Here is a 19,557-nt window from a genome sequence, read left to right on the forward strand (position 1 = left end):
GTGGCGGCTCGCACCGCGATAAATCCGCCGAGATCACGGCCGCGCCGTCACGCCCGGGGCGGGGTGCTCTCGCGCAGGACGACGGTGGTCGGCAGGCGCAGCTCGGCCGGCGCGTCGTCCGACAGCGCCAGCCGCATCGCGCTCAGCCCCGCCTCGCGCAGCGGCACCGCCACCGAGGTCAGCGCGGGCACGACGTCCACCGTCGAGGCGATGTCGTCGAAGCCCGCCACCCCGAGGTCCCTGCCCGGCAGCACGCCGGCCTCGCGGAAGGCGGTCATCGCGCCGATCGCCATCACGTCGTTGACGGCGAACACCGCCTCCACGTCGTCCAGCCCCCGCTCCACCAGCCGCCGCGCCGCCTCGTGGCCGCCCGCGCGGGTGAACCCGGTCTCGACGGCGACCACGCTCCCGGCCCCGCCCAGGCCGGACAGGAACCCTTCGTGGCGCTCGCGGGAGGTGCGCAGCGAGGGCGGCGCGTGGAAGACGGCGAAGCGCCGGTACCCCGCGCCGAGCAGGGCGCGGGCCAGGCCGGCCGAGCCGCCGTGGTTGTCGATGGTGACCGTCCCGAACGGCAGGTCGAGCTGGCTGATCAGGACGGCCCTGCCCCCGGCCGTCCGGTACGCCTCCAGCTCGTCGGCGAGCTCGTCCCTGGTGCCCGCCCCGTCGATGCGGCTGCCGGTGACGATGATGACCTGCGGCCGCTGCCCTCGGAGGGTCCTGACGATCTCCAGCTCGCGCTCGGGCGAGCCGCCCGCCACCGCCATCGTGACGATGAGCCCGGCCTCCTCCGCCGCCTGGCCGACCCCGGCGGCGATGGAGGAGAAGTACGGGTCGGCCACGTCGCGCACCACCAGCGCGACGGTCCTGGTCGAGCCCCTGGCGATGGCCTGGGCCGACAGGTGCGGCTGGTAGCCGAGGCGGGCCGCCGCTGCGCGTACCCGGTCGGCGTTCTCCGCCCTGACGTTGCGCGCGCTGCCGTTGAGCGCGCGGGAGGCGGTGGCGACGGAGACTCCCGCCTCCCGCGCGACGTCGTGCAGGGTGGGCGCGGGCCCTTCGTCCATGGCGGTCATCTTGTCACCACGGCGAGCGGTTCGCCGCGGGTCGTGCCCGCTTCGTTCGCCAGCTCCGCGACGTACGTGTGCGTGCCCGCCGGGCGTCCGGTCAGCACGGTGGCGGCGCTCTGCGCGGCCGGGGTGGCGGCGGTGAGCTGCTGGGTGTCGACGAGCACGCCGTCCTCGTAGAGGCGGTAGGTGGTGGCGTTGGTACCCCACCACATGTTCATGCGGATGGTGTACGAGCCGTCGCCGTCCCAGTTGTCGCTGCTCAGCACGGGTTTGCCGGGGTTCGCCTGGGTCACCTCGACCTTGAGCGGGGTGGTGGAGGTGCGGCCGGCCTGGTTGAGCAGCTCGGCGGTGTAGAGGTACGTGCCGTTGACGCGGCCCGTGATCTGGACCGTGGCCTTCTGGGCGCGCGGCGTGTCCGGGGTCAGGGTGCGCCTGGCCAGCTCCCTGCCGTTCTCGTAGAGGACGAGGACGCTGCCGTTGACGCCGTACCAGAGGTTCATGGTCACGTCGTAGGTGCCGTACCGGTGGCCGCCGCTGACGGAGAGCGCGGCCTTCGCGGGCGGCGCGGTGGCGCCGTCCTGCGGGAGCTCCGGCTCGGGGCGGGTGACCTCGATCGTGTACGTGGCGTCCGCCGTGCCGTCCTCCGACGCCACCCTGACGGCCACCTCGGTGTCGCCCACCGGGATCGGGACGGCGGGCGAGGCCGTGCCGCTGGCCACCGGCCTGCCCTGGACCGTGATGGCGGACCTCGGGTTGAGCGCGGTGGGGGTGACGGTGAGGGAGTCGCCGGGGACGGTCAGCGTGTAGTCGTGCCTGCCGGGGTCGAAGGCGGGTTCGAGGGTGCCGGCGGAGGGGGCGAGGCTCGTCAGCGTGGTGTCCTGGGCGAGGGGGCGGCGCTCGATCCGCAGGGTGTGGGTGGCCTCGGTGCCGTCCTCCGCGGTGACCACGATCTTCACCTCGGCCCCGGTGGCGCCGAGGGTCACCTGGCGCGTGGCCTGGGCGCCGTCCGTCTCCGCGCCGTCGATGGTGACCGACCTGGCGAACGGGCTGCGGGCCACGGCCGTCACCTCGACCTCCGTCACCCGCGCCGGCACCTCCAGCACCCCGTCCACCGGAGCGCCGTGGCTGGTCTCCAGGCTGAGCAGGGCGGTGTCGTCGCGGGAGAGGCCGACGCCCTGGGAGAGTCGGAGGTCGTCGAGGGTGACGCTGCCGTAGTTGGTGCTGGTGGCGGCGTACTCGATCTTCGCCAGTGAGTCGACGGGGGTTCTGAAGGCGGCGCCTTCGAGCACCTTACGGCCGTCGATGAGCAGGTCGAAGCGCTTGTTCACGGTGTCCATGACCGCCGCGACGTGGTACCAGCGGCCCGGCTCGTACGCGCCGACGGTCTTCGTGGTGGAGCCGGCGTAGGCGACGATCGTGTTCTTGGTGAACGCGAGGCTGACGGCGTTCTGGCCCGCGGCGTCCTTCGCGTACGGGATGGACCACCAGTGGTTGCCCGAGGTGTAGGGCTGCTCGCTCATGACGTTCGTCTCGACGGTGACGATGCCCTTGAGCGCGGCCGCCGTCGTGAGGCTGGTGACGCCGCTGTTGGCGGTGCGGGTCAGCCTGACGCTCCTGTCGCCGCCCGCCTCGACGATCTCGACGCTGCCGCCGCCGCTGGTCACGGCCAGGTCGTCGTCGCCCGCGTACGGGCCCGTGGGCAGGTGGTCGAAGTCGTGCACGGCCACGTAGTCGGGGGTGGGGCGGACGAGGAGCAGGGACCCGGCGTCCGTCGTGGTCGCCGCCTCGACCTTCAGGCCCGCGCTGGTCTTCGGCTCGAAGCCGCCGGCCGTGGCGCGCAGCGTGTAGCCCTCGCCGACGGGGACGTCGGCCGCGGTGTAGGAGCCGTCGGCCGCGCTGGTGGCGGTGGCGAGGGTCTGGTCGCCGTCCCTGACGGTGACGGTCGCGCCGGGCAGCGGCCGGGCCGCCTGGTCCAGGACCCTGCCGGTGATCGTGCCGGCGGTGCTGGTCGAGGCCATGGTGAGGGCGACGGTGGTCACGTTGCCCGGCCGGACGTTCACGGTGGCGGCGGCGCTCTGGTAGCCGTTCCTGGTGGCGGTCACCTCGATGCCGTCGGCGAAGGGCACGCCCCTGATCGCGAAGCGGCCGTCCGCGCCGGTCGTGGCCGCGCCGGTCGTGGCCGCGCCGGTCGTGGCCGCGCCGGTCGTGGCCGCGCCGGTCGTGGCCGCGCCGGTCGTGGCCGCGCCGGTCGTGGCCGGGCCGCCTCCCGCCGTCACGGTCGCGCCCGAGACGGGCGCGCCGGACGGGGTGCGGACGGTGCCGGTGATGGACTCCGTGGTGGCGCCGGCGGGGGTGGCGTACTCGAAGGCGCCGAGGTCGGGGGCGCCGTTGTAGAGGGCCAGGCCGGCGTAGTCGCGCCCGCCGTTGCCGTCGATCGGGGTGCCCGCGTCGATGGCGTACGAGCCGGAGGTGACGCGCAGCCCGTGGGCCGTCTGGAGGGCGGGGCCGGTCTCCGGGGTGCCGTACGGGCCGTCGAGCGGCGCGTCCGCGAACAGCGGGTCCGCTGTGACCACGGCCGCCTCGTCGCCCGGCGGCACCGTGAGCGCCGCGCCGCCGTAGAGGTTGTGGCTGTAGGCGATGGTGGGGCTGGTGGTCAGGACCGCGCCCGGCCTGGTGGAGTAGAGGAGGTTGTTCGTGATGTCGTAGCGGGCGTCGAGGTAGCTGCCGTACCCGTAGATGAGGTATCCGGATTTGTCGTTGTAAATCGTGTTGTTGTAGATCTTCGCGGTGGCCGCGCGGTCCGAGTGCAGGTAGATCTGGTAGCGGCTGTTGCCGGCGATGACGTTGTTCCGCACCACGGCGTCGCCGAAGCCGAACTGGCACAGCAGCACGCCGTCCCCGTTGCCGTGCAGGAAGTTGTACTGGACGACCTGCCGGGTGGTGCCCTTGTCCGGGTCGATGCCGTTGGAGTCGGCGCCGCCCGCCTTCTGCTGCGTCTCGTACACCTCGTTGAACTGGAACGTCACGTCGTCGGCGAAGTACGTCTCGATGCCGGACGTGCCGGCGCGATGGACGACGTTGCGCTCGATCAGGGCGCCGCGCACGTTGGTGACGTACATGCCGTTGCACCCGTACGCGGTGCCCGCCTGGGTGACGTGGTTGTTCCTGATGACGATGTTCGTGTGCGGGGTGAACTTCGCGTCGTCCCTGTTCACCCGGGTGCCCCAGCCCGTGGGCACGGCGCTCTCGCCGTCGCCGGTGTACTGCTTGAACACGATCCCGGCGAACGAGGTGTTCGCCACCGTGGAGTTCTGGATCACCACGTCGTTCAGCACGGTCGCCTGACCCGGCGGCGCCTGGACGTCGGGCACCGTCGTGTCGAACACGATGCCGCCGGTCCGCTTCGAGCCGTCCCAGCCGGTGCCGAAGTGCACGCCGGGCTCGTCGTTCTCGCTGCTCCCGCCGATCCAGTTGACCTCGCCGGTGACGTCGTGCACGGCCACCCCGTCGATGACGAAGCCGTCGAGCGTCCGGCCGTCGTCGCCGGAGACGTGGATGCCGCGCAGGTCGCGCAGGTTCTCGCCGGGCGTGCCCGTGGCGGGCACCTCGTTGGTGACCTCCAGGTTCTTGAGGGTCCAGAACTCCTGGTTGAACAGCCGGACGGCGTCCGCGGCCTGCCCGGCGGCGTCGATGCGGGGCCTGGCGCCCTCGCCGTAGCGGTCGATGGTGATGGGGGCGCCGCTCTCGCCCGAGCCCTTGGGCCAGAGCTGCTCGCCGCTCCAGCGCTGCCCCGCCCGCAGGAGGATGCGGTCGCCCGGCTGGAACGTGGTCGCGCTCACCTTGGCCAGGCTCCTCCAGGCGTGTGCCTCGTCCTGGCCGGAGGCGGAGTCGTCGCCCGCGGCGGCGTCCACGTAGTACGTCGTCCCGGCCTGGGCGGCCATCGCGGGCTGGGGGTGCAGCGTCAAGGCGGCGGCCATGGCCGCCAGCAGGGTGAGCCTGACAGGGAACATCGCCGTGCCGCTTCCTCTGAGTGGGGGGTGGGTGCCGGTGCACCGGCAGGTGATCAGCTCGGGCGGGGGGTGTGGACGACGGGGTGGGCGACGTCGTGGGCGCGCAGGTGGCCGCACATGCCCCAGCGTTCCTGCGGCGGGCTCTCCATCAGGGCGGCCTCCTGGAGGTGCGCGCCGTCGCCGCGCTCCAGGGCGTCGAGGACGCCGGCGGTGCGGCGGGCCTGCTCGGCGACCGTCGCCTCCCAGATGTCCCGCCAGCCCGCCACCTTCGGCCGCACCAGGGCGACGGCGCTGTCGTAGAAGCGCCGCAGCGCCTCGGGCCCGCCCTCGGCCAGCCGGTGGAAGCCCGCCACGGCCAGCTCCCGCCGCCGCTCGACCGCCCGCTCGACGTCCACGGCCGGCAGGGTGGCGGCCTCCCGGTACCGTTCGGCGTCGGCGACGACCTCGGGCGGGAACGTCATGACGGCGTCCCCCGCCTCGGGCAGCCCGGCGTTCGACATCACGACGACCACCTCCAGCCCGCCCCCCTGATCGGTACGGTTGACCGCGCGGTGGATGGTGCCGGGCGTGAACCACACGGTCGAGCCGGGGCCGAGCTCCGTCTCCCGCAGGCCGTTCACGTCGAGCGTCTGCAGCGTGCCGCGCCCGCCGATCACCACGTACGCCTCGGTGGAGGCGGTGTGCAGGTGCGGCGTGCCGCCTTCCAGGCCGTCGGCGCAGGCCCCGGTGTAGACGGTCAGCCGGCTGATCGACGTGCCGCCGGGGAACGTCATGCCAGCGCCGCCCTGCCCTGCCCGGCGAGCTGCGCCGAGCCCGCCTCGCCCCGGTCGCCGTCGGCGATCACGACCGCGTACCGGAAGCTGATCGTCTCGCCGTCGGGCAGCGGCACCTCCTCGCTGAAGAACGGCGCCGGGTTCAGGCAGGCGAACTGCTCGGTGCGGGCGAACCACCGTGGCGGGTGCTGCGGGTTGGCGGTGTCGTCGACCATGACGATCGTCGAGCTGTCGCCGGTCTCGTCGTGCTTGCCGCGGAAGCCGAACCACTCGGCGCGCGTGCCGCGCAGCTCGTCCCCGCCCGCCCCGTCGGGCGACTGGATGACGCCGTCGGTGAACGAGCGGGGCCCGCGCCAGAACAGGCCGCCGTAGCCGGCGTTCTCGCGGCCCTTCGTGGTCGGGGATCCGAAGTCGACGGTGGCTCCGGACACGTTCGTCATGGCCGTCTCGAAGACCAGCGCCCACGTCTCGTCGTCGATCAGCGTCGCGGTCAGCGCGCGCCGCTCCTCGATGACGGGCGAGCCGTCCTGGGCGGTCCAGCCGAGCGTGTGCCCGATCTCGGCCCTGCCGCGCCCGGCCGTGAGCGTGGTCATCTCGCGGTGGGTGGCACTGCCGTTGTTGTCGAGCTGGACGTACTCGCCCTCGACGTACGTGGGCCCGCCCCAGAAGTTGTGCTCGCCCACGCACGGCAGCGACCAGGCGATGCCCTTGTGCCAGACGTGGTCGTGCGGCCGGAACAGCGACACCAGCCGGCCGCCGCGGGTGCGGATCGGGTGCAGGTACGGCTTCGGCGACTCCAGCACGGGCGTGTCAGGGCGGTAGACGTAGGTGAACAGCTCGACGTCCGCCGCGCTGACCGCGACCGACCGGCCGAGTGCGTGATCGACCTGCATCGTCATGGGCTCTTCCTCCAAGGGGCGCCCGTGCCGTCCATGCGCAGGGCGAACGGGTGGTCTGCGGTGATCTGTCCGGCCTGGACGCGCTCGCCGGTGAAGGCGGAGGCGTACAGGGCGGCGATGAACTCCATCGTCCGCCGGGCGTCGGCGGTGCCGACCGGCGGCTCCTGCCCCTGGTCGAACGCGTCGAGCACGGCCGCCAGCCAGCCGCTGTGGCCGCTGGAGGCGCTGCTGCGATCCTGCCCCCACAGCTCGGACAGGGTGTCGTGGCCGGGCGCCGGCGTGATCGTCCAGTCGTCGTCGGTGTAGCCGTACAGGTGCTCGACCTCGACCGTGGCGTGTTCGTAGTCGAAGCGCAGCTCGGAGGTCTGGCGCGGGGACAGCACCGAGTTCACGACGGTGGCGACCGCGCCGCTCTCGAACGTCACCAGCGCCATCGACACGTCCTCGGTGTCCACGTCGCGGGCCTGCCGCGCGGCCACGGCCGTGACCTCGCGCCACGGCCCGAGCACCGACAGCAGCAGGTCGAACTGGTGGATGCCGTGCCCCATCGTCGGCCCGCCGCCCTCGGACTCCCAGGTGCCGCGCCACGGGACCGCGTAGTACGCCTCGTCCCGGTACCACTTGGTGTCGCAGGTGGCCAGCAGGGCGCGGCCCAGCCTGCCCTCGCCGGCCAGCCGCCGCAGCCGTACGGCACCGGCGCCGAAGCGGTGCTGCAGCACGGTGGCGACGTGCGCGGTGGAGCGGGCCTCCGCCTCGATCAGCGTGTCGAGCTCGGCGAGCGACAGCGTCGGCGGCTTCTCCACCAGCGCCGTCACTCCGGCGTCGAGGCAGGCGAGGGCGAGCGGGGTGTGCAGCGCGGGCGGGGTGCACAGGTGCGCGAGGTCAGGCCGCTGCGCGGCCAGCAGTTCCTCGGCGCTCCCGTACGCGTGCGGCACGCCGTACTTTGCGGCGAACTCGCGGGCCCGTCCGGCGTCCACGTCGGCCACGGCGACGAGCTCGGCCCGGCCGCCGGAGCCCTGCACGGCCTGGGCGTGCGCGTGGGCGATGCCGCCGGTGCCGATGATCGCGGCCCGGTAGGTGCGTTCAGACAAGGTGTTCCTCTACGTGGATGGTGCGGGGATTCAGGCGCCGTCGATCTCGGCCTGCAGCTCGGTGATGAACGACTTGGCCGCCTGCTCGGGGGTCTGCCGGTCGAACAGCACCTCTTCGGTGTGCCGCTTGATGATCGCCTCGATGGTGCTGGCGCCGTTCGGCGTCACCCTGGGGGCGGTGCCGACCTTGACCGAGTCGAGGTACTCGGCCGCGGCCTTGTCGTACTCGCCGAGCTTGGGGGCGATGGCGGCACGGAGCTTCGTGTTGGCGGGGATGCCGCGGTCGGTCAGCATGACGTCGGCCACCTCCTGGCTGTTGGCCAGGAAGTCCACGAACAGCGCGGCCTCGGCCGGGTGCTTGCTGCGCGAGGAGATCGACCAGTACATCGACGGCTTGAAGTAGGCGGCCGGGGAGGACGCCTGCGACTCGCCGGGCAGCTTGAGCAGCTTCAGCTTCTGGCCGCTGGCCGTGGCCAGGGACGGGAGCTGGGTGTTCCACCAGGTGCCCAGGGCGGAGGCGTTGGTGGCGGTGCCCGACTGGTCCAGCGAGCCGCCGGCCCGCTCGATGGTGACCGACGGGGCGGGAGCGACGCCGGTCTTGGCCAGGTCACGGATGTAGGTCCAGTAACCGGCCAGGACGTCCTCGGGGACGGCCACCTTGCCGGCGTCGTCGAACAGCGCCGCGCCGTGCTGGCGCGCCCAGATGTTCAGGCTGCCCGCGTCGAAGCCGAACGACTGCACGCCGGTGATCTTGCCGCCGCCGGCCTTGGACACCTCGTCGCCGACTTTCTTGAAGTCGTCCCAGCTCCAGGTGCCGTCGTCCGGCAGCTTGATCTTGAGCTGGTCGAGCAGGTCGGTGTTGGCGACGATCGAGTACGTGGCCAGGCCCACGGGCAGCGCGTACTGCTTGCCCTTCACCACGCCCGTGTCCAGGGCGGTCTTGTCGAAGTCGGCGGTCTTGAGGTGCTTCGTGGCGGTGCCGAGGTCGAGCAGGGCGCCGCGCTCGGCGTAGGACGACAGGTAGAGCTCGTCCATCTGGATGATGTCCGGGGCGTCGTTGGCGGCCACGGTCGTGGCGAGGCTCTCCCAGTAGCCGTTCCAGTCCTTGAACTCGCCCTTGACCGTGATGTTGGGGTACTTCTTCTGGAACAGGTCGATGACCTGCTGGGTGCGCTTGTGCCGCTCGTCGGCGCCCCACCAGGTGAAGCGCAGGGTGACCGGGTCCTTCGACAGCTCCTGGCCGGCGCTGCCGCCACCGGTGCCGCAGGCGCTGAGCGCGAGTGCCGCCGCGACGGCGAGTGCGATCTTTCTCATGATGACTTCCCTGGGGGTCATTTGCCGCCGGTCGTGGCGATGCCCCGGATGAGGTAGCGCTGGCCGACGAGGAAGGCGAGGAATACGGGGAGCAGGGAGACCACGCTCATCGCGAACATGGATCCCCACGAGGTGGACACCGTGGCGTCCACGAACGAGCGCAGCGCCACCGGCACCGTGTACATCTCCGGGTCGGTCAGGTAGATGAGCTGGCCGAAGAAGTCGTTCCAGGTCCAGATGAAGGTGAAGATCACCGTCGTGGCCAGGGCGGGCAGCATCAGCGGCAGGATGATCCGGACGAAGATGCGGGCGTGGCCGCAGCCGTCGATCCTGGCGGCCTCGTCCAGCTCGCGCGGCAGCCCGCGGATGAACTGCACCATGAGGAAGACGAAGAACGCGTCCGTGGCCAGGAACTTCGGCACCACCAGCGGCAGGAACGTGTTGATCCAGTCGAGCTGGGAGAACAGGATGTACTGCGGCACGATGATCACGTGGATCGGCAGCATGATCGTGCCGAGCATGATGGCGAACCAGAGCTTCTTGCCGGTGAACTCCAGCCTGGCGAACGCGTAGGCCGCCATCGAGCAGGACACCAGGTTGCCGATGATGCAGGCCAGCACCAGGATCGCGGAGTTGGCCAGGTAGTGGCCGAACGGGGAGGCCAGCGCGTTCCAGCCGTCGCCGTAGTTCTGGGTCTGGAGGCTGTCGAGGATCAGGCCGGGGCGGCGGAAGATCTCGTTGTTGGGGCGCAGGGAGCTGACCACCATCCAGAGCACCGGATAGAGCATGATCAGCGCGAGCGCGACGAGGGCGGCGTGCTTGATCGCCTTGCGCAGGAGACTAGTCATCGTAGTTGACCCAGAACTTGGCGGCCCAGAAGTTGACGGCCGTGAAACCGGCGATGATCACGAGGAGGAGCCAGGCGAGGGCGGAGGCGTAGCCCATGTCGAAGTTGCCGAAGCCGCGCTGGTACAGGTACAGCGTGTAGAACAGGGTCGAGTCCGACGGCCCGCCGCTGCCTCCCGAGACCACGAACGCCTGGGTGAACGACTGGAAGGCGTGGATGACCTGAAGGACCAGGTTGAAGAAGACTATCGGTGACAGCAGCGGGATCGTGATCCTCCGGAACTGCGTCCACTTGCCGGCCCCGTCGGTGGAGGCGGCCTCGTAGTACATGCGGGGGATCTGGCGCAGGCCCGCCAGGAAGATCACCATTGGCGCGCCGAACGTCCACACGTTGAGCACGATCAGGGTGCCCAGCGCGGTGTCGGGGTCGGAGATCCAGCCCTGTCCCTCGATGCCGAGCACCTGGTTGACCAGGCCGTCGGCGCCGAAGATCTGCTTCCACAACACCGCGATGGCCACGCTGGAGCCGAGCAGCGACGGCAGGTAGAACGCCGACCGGTAGAACGCCAGGCCGCGCAGCCCGCGGTCGAGCAGCAGGGCGAGCGCCAGGGCCAGGGCGAGCTGCAGCGGCACGGAGACGGCCACGTACACCAGGGTCACGCCGAGCGCGTGGTGCAGGCGGGTGTCGCTCAGCATGCGGGTCCAGTTGTCCAGGCCGTTGAAGACCGGGGGCTGGATCAGGTTGTAGTCGGTGAAGCCGAGGAAGAACGAGGCCACGATCGGGCCCGCGGTGATGAGCAGCAGCCCCGCGAACCAGGGGGCCAGGAACGCGAAGGCGGCCTTGTTGTCCTTCTTGCCGCCGAGGGTGCCGCCGCTGCCCCGGCGCATGCGTTGCAACTCGCCGAGCGCGCTCACGCGGGTCTCCTCGACGGGATCATTGGTGACCTCCTGTTACCAAGAGGCGGGGGGTGGGCCGCCTGGCGGGAAAACGTATTCCGCAGTTTGCATGCCCGTTACGCGAGCGTCAAGAGTGTTGCCCGGGGATCACCCGGAGTGTGAGGTTTCCCGCCCCACCGGCCCGCCCAGGGCGGCTATCACGCTCCGTAGCGGGCGTAGGGGCGGTCACGCCCGCCGGCGGGTGCTGTCGCGGACGGTCAACCGGCCTTCCAGAATCAGGCGGCGAGGAACGTCCGACTTTTCCATCGCGAAGCGAATCGCCTCTGCTCCGCACTGCGCGAGAGGAAGCGCCACGGTCGTCAGTCGCGGCGTCACATCAGAGGCGAGCGGAATGTCATCGACCCCCGTCACGGAAACGTCGCCGGGAACGCTGAGTCCGGCTTCCCGGAAACCCGACAACGCGCCGATCGCGAGCATGTCGTTGGCCGCCAGAACCGCCTGCCCACCGGCCGTTCCCTCGGCGGCCAGCCGCCGCGCCGCCTCGAATCCCCCCTGCCGGTCGACCGGGCAGCGAATAATCCGGATATCGCGCTCGGCGACGCCCCCGGCCCGCAGTCCTTCGGCGAATCCGGCCGTGCGCTCGGCCATGTTGCGCATTTCCGGGCCGCCCGTCAATATCACCGCCCGGCGGTGCCCGGTTTCCGCGACGAAAGCGCCGATCGACCGCCCGGCGCCGTGATTGTCGAGATTGATCGAATCGTAGGTCAGGTCCGTATGACCGACGATCACGATCCGCCCGCCCTCCCGCTCGTACGCGGCCAGCTCCTTCGCCAGCCGCTCGTCGCCGAGGTAGCGGCTCGACGTGAGCACGAGCGCGCGCGGGCGCAGCGACCGCAGCACGCGGACGGTCTCCGCCTGCCGCTCGGAGGCCGCCATGGTGGACGACACCGTGACGAACGCCCCCGCGTCGCGGGCCTCGTGCTCCATCGCGGCCACCACCATGCCCATCGACGGCGTGGTGAGGTCGTCGGCCACGAGCGCGATCGAGTCGCTGGCCCGGCGCATCGCCCTGGCCGAGGCGTCCACGGTGTACCGCAGCGCCGCCGCCGCGGCCAGCACGCGGGCCTCGTACTCGGGCGCCACCTTCCTGCTGCTGCCGCCCAGCACCCGGGAGGCGGTGGCGACCGAGACGCCGGCCGCCGCGGCCACGTCGTGCAGCGTGACCGTGGGCCTCGCCGCGTGGGGCATCCGCAGTGTCCTTCCCGAGAGTGAGCCGGCCGCCGATGGGACCGGCAATGAAGCGTACTGTCATTCCCGGTCCCGGGCCGCCCCGCTGTCAACCAGGAGCGGATGACACCTGTCACACGCAGTCCATGACAGGCACGACTGACCCGGAGCGCCCCGTTTCCAGGAAGCTTGCGGCATGAAGATGCGAGTGTCTGGAAAGAGCACCTCCCGCCGCCTCGCGGTCGCCGCGACGACGCTCGGCGTGCTGATCGCCGCGGCCCCCGCACCCGCCGCCGCCGACACCGGGCTCGACCGGCAGGCCCTGCGGCAGGCGCTGTCCGCCGTGCACGAGGCCGGCATGTACGGCATCTACTCCCAGGTACGCGACGGCTCGCAGACCTGGCAGGGCGCCTCCGGCGTGGCCGACGTGGCCTCGAACCGCCCCGTGAAAGCCGGCATGGTGCACCGGATCGGCAGCATCACCAAGACGTTCACCGCGGTGGCCGTGCTCCAGCAGGTCGCCCGCGGCACCGTCGAGCTGGACGCGCCGATCTCCCGCTACCTGCCGGACGTGGTGCCCGGCGAACGCGGCGAGCGGATCACCGTACGGATGTTGCTGAACCACACGAGCCACATCGCCGACCACGTCGGCCCGGCGTTCCCCTCGCTGCTGCAGGGCTCGGCGCAGAGCCTGGACGACAACCGGTTCCGCGTCTTCACCCGCGAGGAGCTGGTACGGCTCGGCCTCGACGCCGCCCCGACCGGCGAGCCCGGCGCCACGCCCGGCAGCTACTCCAACACCAACTACCTGATCGCCGGCCTGCTCCTGGAGAAGGTGACGGGCCAGGGCGCCGAGGAGTACATCACCCGCAACGTCATCCGCAAGGCCGGCCTGCGGCACACGTCGTTCCCGCGCACGCCGCACATCCCCGGCCCGCACTCCAAGGCGTACGAGTCGTTGTACGGCTGGGTCGACCCGCCCCGCGACTACAGCGTCTACAGCCCGACCTGGATCACCACGGCGGGCTCGATGGTCTCCACGATGGACGACCTCAACCGGTTCTACCGGGCGCTGCTGCGCGGCGAGCTGATCGGCGCGGCCGAGCTGGCCGAGATGAAGAGGACGGTGCCCGTGCTGGCGGGCGGCGTGCTGAACTACGGCCTCGGCCTCTACTACTTCGACCTGCCCTGCGGCCGGTTCTGGGGGCACAGCGGCGGCGTCTTCGGCATGGCCACGGAGTCGATGACCAGCGAGGACGGCGCCCGACAGCTCTCCCTCGGGGTCAACCGCACGAAGTACCAGAGCCTGGACGAGAACGGCAACGTCGTCCTCCACCCGATCGACTACGCCAGCGCCGAGTACTTCCTGCTGGCGGCGTGCGGCCAGAGCACCGGAGCCCAGGCCAGGGCGGCGCGGCCGTCGTACGTGCCGTTCGCGGTGGACCGGGTGTCGGTCAAGCGCTGAGGTGTGTCCCTGATCACTGCCGGTGTGTGGATTCCTCCACAGTGGATCGCTTGCGCGCTCCGTAATGTCCCTGCTGCCGGAACAAACCCCGGCAGCACCGACAAGGGGGAGGAAACCCGATCATGCGTAAGACCCTCACGATCGCCGCTCTGGCCGGTTCGATGGCCGTCACCGGCCTGGCCCTGAGCCCGGCCGCCGCGCAGGCGGCCACGCCGGCCGCCACCACCGCCGGTGCGAGCACCGTCACGCTCGTCAAGTGGGGCAAGTTCTTCTCCGGCGACCGCAAGGCCTACACCTACGGCAAGACCTGGAACGCGGGCGGCAAGGTGTTCACGAAGTGGTACGGCGTGGACCGTCCCGGCGGCAAGAAGGGCTGGGTGTGGTTCGAGTACTACCAGAACGGCTCCTGGCACAAGTTCAACAAGTCCTGGGACGGCAAGGTCGTCGGCGCCTGGAGCGGCAAGGGGATCAAGAAGGTCTACACGTTCACCTGCTGGGCCGGCAAGTTCGACAACTGCGGCAAGAAGTACCGCATCTACTAGTCGTCCCGCGGGGCTGAGGCGGTGGGGGTCTCAGCCCCGTTCAGCGCGTCCAGCGCCCCGGCGAGCTGCCGGGGCGCCGGCATGATGCGCAGCGCCTCGTCGATCTCCAGCTCCGCCCACGCGCGGTGCCGGGGCTCGGCTCCGGGGTCGGTCGCGATCCGGGTCTGGAGCAGCAGGAAGTTCAGGCGGGACGCGACGAGCATCGAGAAGTCGGCCGCCGCGCCGACGCGGCCCGGCCCGCCCTCGCGGCGGTAGGCCCCGTACATGCGGCGCATGGCGGCCAGGTCGGGTGCCGGGTCGCTGAACCAGTCGAACAGGGCCCTGGCCAGCTCCCGCCCCGGGGTGGCGGGGCCGAGCCCGTCCCAGTCGACGACCACCAGCGTGCCGTCCCGGTCCGCCAGGACGTTGCCCGGGTGGAGGTCGCGGTGGCAGACGATCAGCTCGCCGGGGTCCGGTGGGGTGGTCGCCGCGCACAGCTCGGGCATCGCGGCCAGCCGTTCGCGCAGCGGGCCCGCCCAGGCAGTCCCTGACGCCAGCGCCGGCTCCCACTCGTGGGGGGCGGGAGGGCGGTGGTACCAGGGGGCGGGCGGCCTCCCGCCGGGCTCCGCCGTTGCCGGTGGCGCGCAGCGGTGCAGGCGGGCGAGGAGCGTGCCGAGCCGGTCCGGGGTGGCGGGCGCCGTCAGGTCCACCGGGGTCAGGTCGAGCCAGTCGTACAGGCGCAGCCACGTTCCTGCCGGCGTCCGCACCAGGTAGCGGCCGTTCAGGCCGGGGTGGCCGGCGGGCGAGCGCACTCCCGCCCCGGCCGCCCGGCGCGCGAACGCGAGCTCCGCCGCGACCAGGTCCTCCGGCGGGGGCTCGCCGAAGATCTCCTTCAGCGCGTACACGGCTCCCCCGGTCTCCACCCGCCGGATCTGCCCGAGCGCGCCCCGGCGCGGCTCGCCCACCGCGACGCCGTCACCCCACCCGAACGCCTCCCGGGCGTACGCCACCAGCTCGTCCACCATCACGCACCCAGCGTCCCCCGGCGGCGGCGCCGCGGGAAGGGGAGATCGAGGGTCAGTGCTCGCCCTGGCGCACGCCGCGCCGCCACACGCCGGCGATGGCGCGGGTGGCGGTGATGTCGGTGGTCGGGTCCCCGTCCACGAGGAGCAGGTCGGCCCGCAGGCCGGGGGCGATCCGGCCCCGGTCGGCGAGGCCGAAGCAGCGTGCGGTGACGCCGGTCGCGGCGGCCAGCGCCTGCTCGGCCGTGAGGCCCGCCTCCGTCAGGAGCAGCAGCTCGCGGTGGAAGCCCGACCCGTGCACCGGCCCGAACGGCGTCGCGTCCGTGCCCGCCAGCACCGGGACGCCCGCCCGCAGCAGCGCCACCGCCGAGCGGGAGGCGTTGACCACACCGGCCGAGTGCATGGGGACGCCGGTGATCTCCCGCTGGAACGTGGCCTTCGACCGCTCCGACATCCGCGCGGCCGTCCGCGGGTCGCGCAGCAGCTCGACGCCGCCGGTGCCGCCGGTGACCGCCTCGATGTAGACGATCGTGCTGATCACGAACGCGTCGTACGAGGCGATCCTGGCCGCCGTCGCCTCGGCCTCCTCCTCGGGCACGTCCGAGTAGAGGTGGGCCAGCCCGTCCACGCCGGCGTCCAGCGCGATCAGTGCCTCCCTGGCGGTCACCGCGTGGGCGATGACCTTGAGCCCGGCGGCGTGCCCGGCCTCCACCAGGGCGGCGGCCAGCTCGGGGGTCAGGACGGGGAGGTTCATGCCGGACACGGCCCCGTCGTCGACGGCGATCTTCAGGTAGTCCACGCCCTCCGCCAGCCTGGCCTCCACGAACGCCTTGGCCTGGCCGACGTCGCCGACCGGGTCGAGCCCCGCGCCGGAGTCGCCGCCGAGTGCCCGCAGCAGGTCCGGGGTCATGAGCTGGCTCGGGTGCCCGCCCGGCGCGGTGGCGATCATGCTGGAGCTGCGGAGGTCGGCCACGTCGTCGCGCCCGGCGGCCAGCCTGCGCTGGGCGGCCAGGATGGGCGGCAGGTTGTTCATCTCCAGCTCGGTGGTGACGCCGAACCTCAGCGCCTCGGCCAGGTCGCCGTCGTAGGCGTGCGTGTGGGCGTCGATGAGGCCGGGCAGCAGGGTCCTGCCGGTGCCGTCCACCTCGAGGTCCGCCGCGCGCTCGCCCGGCTCCGCGATGCGGTCGCCGTCGATCAGCACGTCGGTGCAGGGCACGGTCCGCTCGCCGTCGAAGACGCGGACGTTCCTGATCAGGGTACGCATGGTTCTCCTCGCCGATCACTTGATTCCATCCCGAATAGTACGACATCTAACTATCAGACGCGCAAGAAGAGGGCCGCCGTCGCGGGGACGGCGGCCCTCAGCGGGACGTCAGCGCGTCAGCGCGTCAGCGGGAGAACGCCTGGAACTCCGCCGCCCTGACGTGTTCCCTGGCCGGGCTGGCCGTGGCGCAGTCCGTCGCCGAGTTCGGATCGTTGTCCTGCTCGCCCGCGTACCGCGGGTTGCCGGTGCACTGCGTGGTGAGCACCCGCAACATCAGGTGCGTGGCGCTCGTGCTGCGCACGTCGAACGACTTGATGACCATGTCCGCACCACGCGGCCGGGGCAGCGTGGTGTGGAACGCGTTCGCCTTGCTGGTGTAGATCTTCTTGAAGCTCGCCGGGTCGGCGCAGTTGGCGCTGCAGGCCAGCACCTCGAAGGAGCGCAGGCTGGAGAAGCGGTTCTGCGTGCCCGGGTCCGCCGGGTCGGTGCCGGGCCGCAGCATGGCGCTGACCTGCACCCTGCCGATCCTGACCGGCTCGTCGCCCGCCAGGTCCACGACGACCGACTTGCCGGCGGGGGCGCCGGTGCGGGAGGCCCAGTTCGTGGCCTCGGTCTCGTCGATCAGCATGGCCTGGTTGACGCCGTCGCCCGTCGCGCTCGCCCCGCTCGCCGCCGAGGCGTGGTTGCGGGACAGGGCCAGCGGGAGCGGCAGGGTGACGCCGGGCAGGACCGCGTACTTGAGCCGCCTGTGCCCGAAGCCCGCGCCCGCGACGACGAAGTCGTACAGGCCGGGCGTCATCTCGACCGTGTCGCCGAGCTCGGTCGCCGGGTCGGTGTCGGCGACGGGGACGACGCGGCCCTCGTAGTCGCCCACGTACAGCCGCAGCGCCGCGCCCTTCGCCTCGCCCAGCGGCTTGAGCTGCAGGGAGCCGTTCCTGCCCGCCGGGTTGACGAAGCTGGGCGTCGCGTCGGCGTCGTTCGGGCCGTTGCTGGCCGCGTTCGCGCCCAGGCCGTGCTCGGCGAAGGCGCGCCACATGATGTCCTGGTTCGCCCCGCCGAAGCGGATCGCGTCGGCCGCCAGCAGCGCGTCACGGTGATCGACGTAGTCGACCGCGCCCGAGGCCATCAGCAGCAGGGCGTCGAACGAGAGCTGCGCCCAGCGCCGGTTGCCCGGGCACTTGTCCACGGGGGTCCTGCCCTCCGCGCACGAGCGCTGCAGCCTGGCCGAGCCCTGGCCGTACCGCTTGACGAAGCCCGCCCGGACGTCGAACTGCGTGGCCGACCAGATCTCGCCGTCCGCGTGCACCTGCGTGCCGACGATGTCGTAGCCGAGGTTGCTGTAGTTCAGCGGCGACCTCGACATGTCGTAGTTCCTGATGCCGCGCGACTTGTCGCCGGTGACGTAGCCACCCGTGACGTACGGGGTGTCGCCCGCGGGGCGGTGGCCGTACTCGAAGAGTTGCTCCATGGAGAACAGGTCGGACGTGCTCTCGTTCATGGCGCCGGCCTGGGCGCCGCTCCAGCCGGCGTTGGGCCCGCCGATCATGCGGCCGGAGATGGCGTGCGTGTACTCGTGGCCGATGACCGACATGTCGTAGTCGCCGTCCACGCAGGGCGAGTAGAACGACCCGGCGATCGGCTGCCACAGGTACATGTTGGTGATCGGCGCGGTCCCGTCGGGGCCGGTGATCTGGTTGGCGTTGTCACGTACGGACAGCACCCGCGCCCCCGCCTGGGCGTTGCCCTGCTCGGGGTCGTTGCCGAGGCCGCCGCGCCCGCCGTTGTCGGCCTGCATGTTCCAGGCGGTCTCGGTGAAGCCGAGCCGGTAGGACCAGTCGTGCATGCGGTTGTGCATGGCGTTCAGGTTGGCGATGGCGGCTTCGAGGTCGCCCTCGCCCGGCTGGTCGAACACGGCCGGGTCGCACTTGCTCTCGTACCAGGTGTTCTTCCAGGGGAAGGCGTAGTTCCTGCTCGGGGTGAGCACGTTGGGCCGGGTGCCGACCGTGAACGGGTCGCCGCTGGCGCGGTTCTCGAAGGTCCTGGCCGCGTTGCCGAGGCTGGTGAACGTGGGCTCGTTCGTCGCGTGGTCGACGTCCCAGGCCTTGCCGGTCGCCGGGTCGCCGCCGGTCGCCTCGTCGCAGCCGGGGCCCGGCGCGTGGCACCACGTCTCGCGGGTGTCCTTGGAGGAGTAGTCGCCGGGCGGGTTCGCCGGGAAGGCCTCCCAGCGCGGGTTGTCCGGGTCCTCGTGGTGGTCGACGAGGTTCTCGCGGGTGATGATCGCGCCGCTGACCGCGTCCACGTGCGTGGTGTACCCCGCCTCGGCGCCCTGAGCCCCGCCGATCAGGACCACCTGGTACGCGCTCAGCACCCCGTCGGGCGCCGGCACCGCCACCGGCGTGGCCTGCTTGGTGACCGCCGCGGCCAGGTCGATGCCGCCGTCCCTGGCCGCGATCTCCATGGCCTGCTGAGCGCTGATCCGCGCGGCCGGCGGCGCCTCGGTGCGGCGCGACAGGGAGGAGGTGACGTGCCTGACCTGCCCGCCGGACACGCCGATCGCGACGAGGCCGTCCACGCCGGACGGCAGGTCGCCGAAGCGCTGTCGCAGCAGCACGGCGGCGCCCGCGCCGATCGGGTTGACCGCGACCGTCTCCAGCGCGTCCACGGCCTCCGCCGTCAGCCCGAAGACGGCCTCGTTGGCCTTGAGGTAGGCGCGGGCGGCCTGGACCGGGTCGCTGCCGAGGCCCTCGGCCAGCGGCTCGGCGCTGACGATGGCGGCCGGGGTGCCGAGAGCGTTCCAGCGGATCTTGCCGGCCGGGGCGGCGAGGCGCAGGTTGGCCGGGGGCTGCACCCGGCCCTGGCGGTTGTCCACATCCGGTTTGCCGGAGTTCTCCGCCTGGAAGTCGTGGATCTCCGGGGCCTGCCCGCCGGGTTCGCCCCGGGCTGCCCCGGCGAGGGGGAGGATGGACGCGGTGAGCGCCGTGACAATGAGTGTGCTGCGTAACCAGGACTTGGTCGACACGTTTTCCCTCCTGCGTGCCAGGGATGCGCAGGTTTCGCGCATCTCGCAAGAGGTAACACCGCTTTCTGGAGCTGACAAGATCTTGTAAAAGCGGAAATATCAGCGTATAAGCGGTTGATAAGTGCGGGACAGGTGGCCGGCGCCT

The 19,557-nt window shown here is 71.8% G+C and carries 14 protein-coding genes; 2 read left to right on the forward strand and 12 right to left on the reverse strand.

Going from position 1 to position 19,557, the window contains the following annotated elements; all coding sequences use genetic code 11:
- Positions 1-47 precede the first annotated feature (47 nt).
- From HD593_RS43675 to HD593_RS43715, 9 genes are all read right to left on the reverse strand, one after another.
- Entirely contained in the window at positions 48-1,070 is a 1,023-nt protein-coding gene (locus HD593_RS43675) for a LacI family DNA-binding transcriptional regulator (RefSeq protein ID WP_246547033.1), read from the reverse strand.
- Positions 1,067-5,074 (reverse strand): carboxypeptidase regulatory-like domain-containing protein, encoded by a 4,008-nt coding sequence (locus HD593_RS43680; RefSeq protein WP_185108579.1) that lies wholly within the window; start codon positions 5,072-5,074, stop codon positions 1,067-1,069. The genes HD593_RS43675 and HD593_RS43680 overlap by 4 nt, the downstream gene beginning before the upstream one ends.
- A 53-nt stretch (positions 5,075-5,127) precedes the next feature.
- Positions 5,128-5,847 carry a cupin domain-containing protein gene (locus tag HD593_RS43685; RefSeq protein WP_185108581.1) on the reverse strand — a complete coding sequence of 240 codons (720 nt, stop codon included), beginning with the start codon at positions 5,845-5,847 and terminating at the stop codon, positions 5,128-5,130.
- Positions 5,844-6,746: a DUF6807 domain-containing protein gene (locus HD593_RS43690; RefSeq protein WP_185108583.1), complete on the reverse strand. Its 903-nt coding sequence runs from the start codon at positions 6,744-6,746 to the stop codon at positions 5,844-5,846. Before HD593_RS43690 ends, HD593_RS43685 begins: the two co-directional genes overlap by 4 nt.
- Positions 6,743-7,837, reverse strand: a complete 1,095-nt coding sequence (locus HD593_RS43695) for a Gfo/Idh/MocA family protein (protein WP_185108585.1) — start codon at positions 7,835-7,837, stop codon at positions 6,743-6,745. Before HD593_RS43695 ends, HD593_RS43690 begins: the two co-directional genes overlap by 4 nt.
- A gap of 30 nt (positions 7,838-7,867) precedes the next feature.
- On the reverse strand, positions 7,868-9,151 hold the full coding sequence (locus HD593_RS43700) for an ABC transporter substrate-binding protein (protein WP_185108587.1): 1,284 nt from the start codon (positions 9,149-9,151) through the stop codon (positions 7,868-7,870).
- Positions 9,152-9,168: 17 nt separating this feature from the next.
- Positions 9,169-9,999: a carbohydrate ABC transporter permease gene (locus HD593_RS43705; RefSeq protein WP_185108589.1), complete on the reverse strand. Its 831-nt coding sequence runs from the start codon at positions 9,997-9,999 to the stop codon at positions 9,169-9,171.
- Complete coding sequence (locus HD593_RS43710) at positions 9,992-10,885, reverse strand: carbohydrate ABC transporter permease (protein WP_185112499.1); 894 nt, start codon at positions 10,883-10,885, stop codon at positions 9,992-9,994. Before HD593_RS43710 ends, HD593_RS43705 begins: the two co-directional genes overlap by 8 nt.
- A gap of 234 nt (positions 10,886-11,119) precedes the next feature.
- The gene (locus HD593_RS43715; protein WP_185108591.1) at positions 11,120-12,142 is read right to left on the reverse strand and encodes a LacI family DNA-binding transcriptional regulator; all 1,023 of its coding nucleotides are present in this window, start codon (positions 12,140-12,142) and stop codon (positions 11,120-11,122) included.
- Between the two features lie 175 nt (positions 12,143-12,317).
- Here HD593_RS43715 and HD593_RS43720 point away from each other — a divergent pair, with 175 nt between their 5' ends.
- Together HD593_RS43720 and HD593_RS43725 are read left to right on the forward strand one after the other, a co-directional pair.
- On the forward strand, positions 12,318-13,586 hold the full coding sequence (locus HD593_RS43720) for a serine hydrolase domain-containing protein (protein WP_185108593.1): 1,269 nt from the start codon (positions 12,318-12,320) through the stop codon (positions 13,584-13,586).
- Between the two features lie 122 nt (positions 13,587-13,708).
- Positions 13,709-14,128, forward strand: coding sequence for a hypothetical protein (locus HD593_RS43725; protein WP_185108595.1), 420 nt, complete (start codon positions 13,709-13,711; stop codon positions 14,126-14,128).
- Here the strand turns inward: HD593_RS43725 and HD593_RS43730 are convergent.
- From HD593_RS43730 to HD593_RS43740, 3 genes are all read right to left on the reverse strand, one after another.
- On the reverse strand, positions 14,125-15,132 hold the full coding sequence (locus HD593_RS43730) for a phosphotransferase enzyme family protein (RefSeq protein WP_246549416.1): 1,008 nt from the start codon (positions 15,130-15,132) through the stop codon (positions 14,125-14,127). The genes HD593_RS43725 and HD593_RS43730 overlap by 4 nt on opposite strands.
- Positions 15,133-15,184: 52 nt before the next feature.
- Entirely contained in the window at positions 15,185-16,393 is a 1,209-nt protein-coding gene (locus HD593_RS43735) for an amidohydrolase family protein (protein WP_185108599.1), read from the reverse strand.
- Positions 16,394-16,517: 124 nt separating this feature from the next.
- Positions 16,518-19,412, reverse strand: a complete 2,895-nt coding sequence (locus tag HD593_RS43740) for a M36 family metallopeptidase (RefSeq protein ID WP_312904141.1) — start codon at positions 19,410-19,412, stop codon at positions 16,518-16,520.
- Positions 19,413-19,557 lie beyond the last annotated feature (145 nt).

The sequence above is a fragment of the Nonomuraea rubra genome, from assembly GCF_014207985.1.
In the GTDB taxonomy this organism is placed as follows: domain Bacteria; phylum Actinomycetota; class Actinomycetes; order Streptosporangiales; family Streptosporangiaceae; genus Nonomuraea; species Nonomuraea rubra.

Coding starts and splice junctions, on each gene's coding strand:
- HD593_RS43735 (WP_185108599.1), bottom strand. CDS start 16,393: ATGCGTACCCTGATCAGGAACGTCCGCGTCTTCGACGGCGAGCGGACC.
- HD593_RS43700 (WP_185108587.1), bottom strand. CDS start 9,151: ATGAGAAAGATCGCACTCGCCGTCGCGGCGGCACTCGCGCTCAGCGCC.
- HD593_RS43720 (WP_185108593.1), top strand. CDS start 12,318: ATGAAGATGCGAGTGTCTGGAAAGAGCACCTCCCGCCGCCTCGCGGTC.
- HD593_RS43725 (WP_185108595.1), top strand. CDS start 13,709: ATGCGTAAGACCCTCACGATCGCCGCTCTGGCCGGTTCGATGGCCGTC.
- HD593_RS43680 (WP_185108579.1), bottom strand. CDS start 5,074: ATGTTCCCTGTCAGGCTCACCCTGCTGGCGGCCATGGCCGCCGCCTTG.
- HD593_RS43715 (WP_185108591.1), bottom strand. CDS start 12,142: ATGCCCCACGCGGCGAGGCCCACGGTCACGCTGCACGACGTGGCCGCG.
- HD593_RS43690 (WP_185108583.1), bottom strand. CDS start 6,746: ATGACGATGCAGGTCGATCACGCACTCGGCCGGTCGGTCGCGGTCAGC.
- HD593_RS43675 (WP_246547033.1), bottom strand. CDS start 1,070: ATGACCGCCATGGACGAAGGGCCCGCGCCCACCCTGCACGACGTCGCG.
- HD593_RS43710 (WP_185112499.1), bottom strand. CDS start 10,885: ATGCGCCGGGGCAGCGGCGGCACCCTCGGCGGCAAGAAGGACAACAAG.
- HD593_RS43705 (WP_185108589.1), bottom strand. CDS start 9,999: ATGACTAGTCTCCTGCGCAAGGCGATCAAGCACGCCGCCCTCGTCGCG.
- HD593_RS43685 (WP_185108581.1), bottom strand. CDS start 5,847: ATGACGTTCCCCGGCGGCACGTCGATCAGCCGGCTGACCGTCTACACC.
- HD593_RS43730 (WP_246549416.1), bottom strand. CDS start 15,132: ATGGTGGACGAGCTGGTGGCGTACGCCCGGGAGGCGTTCGGGTGGGGT.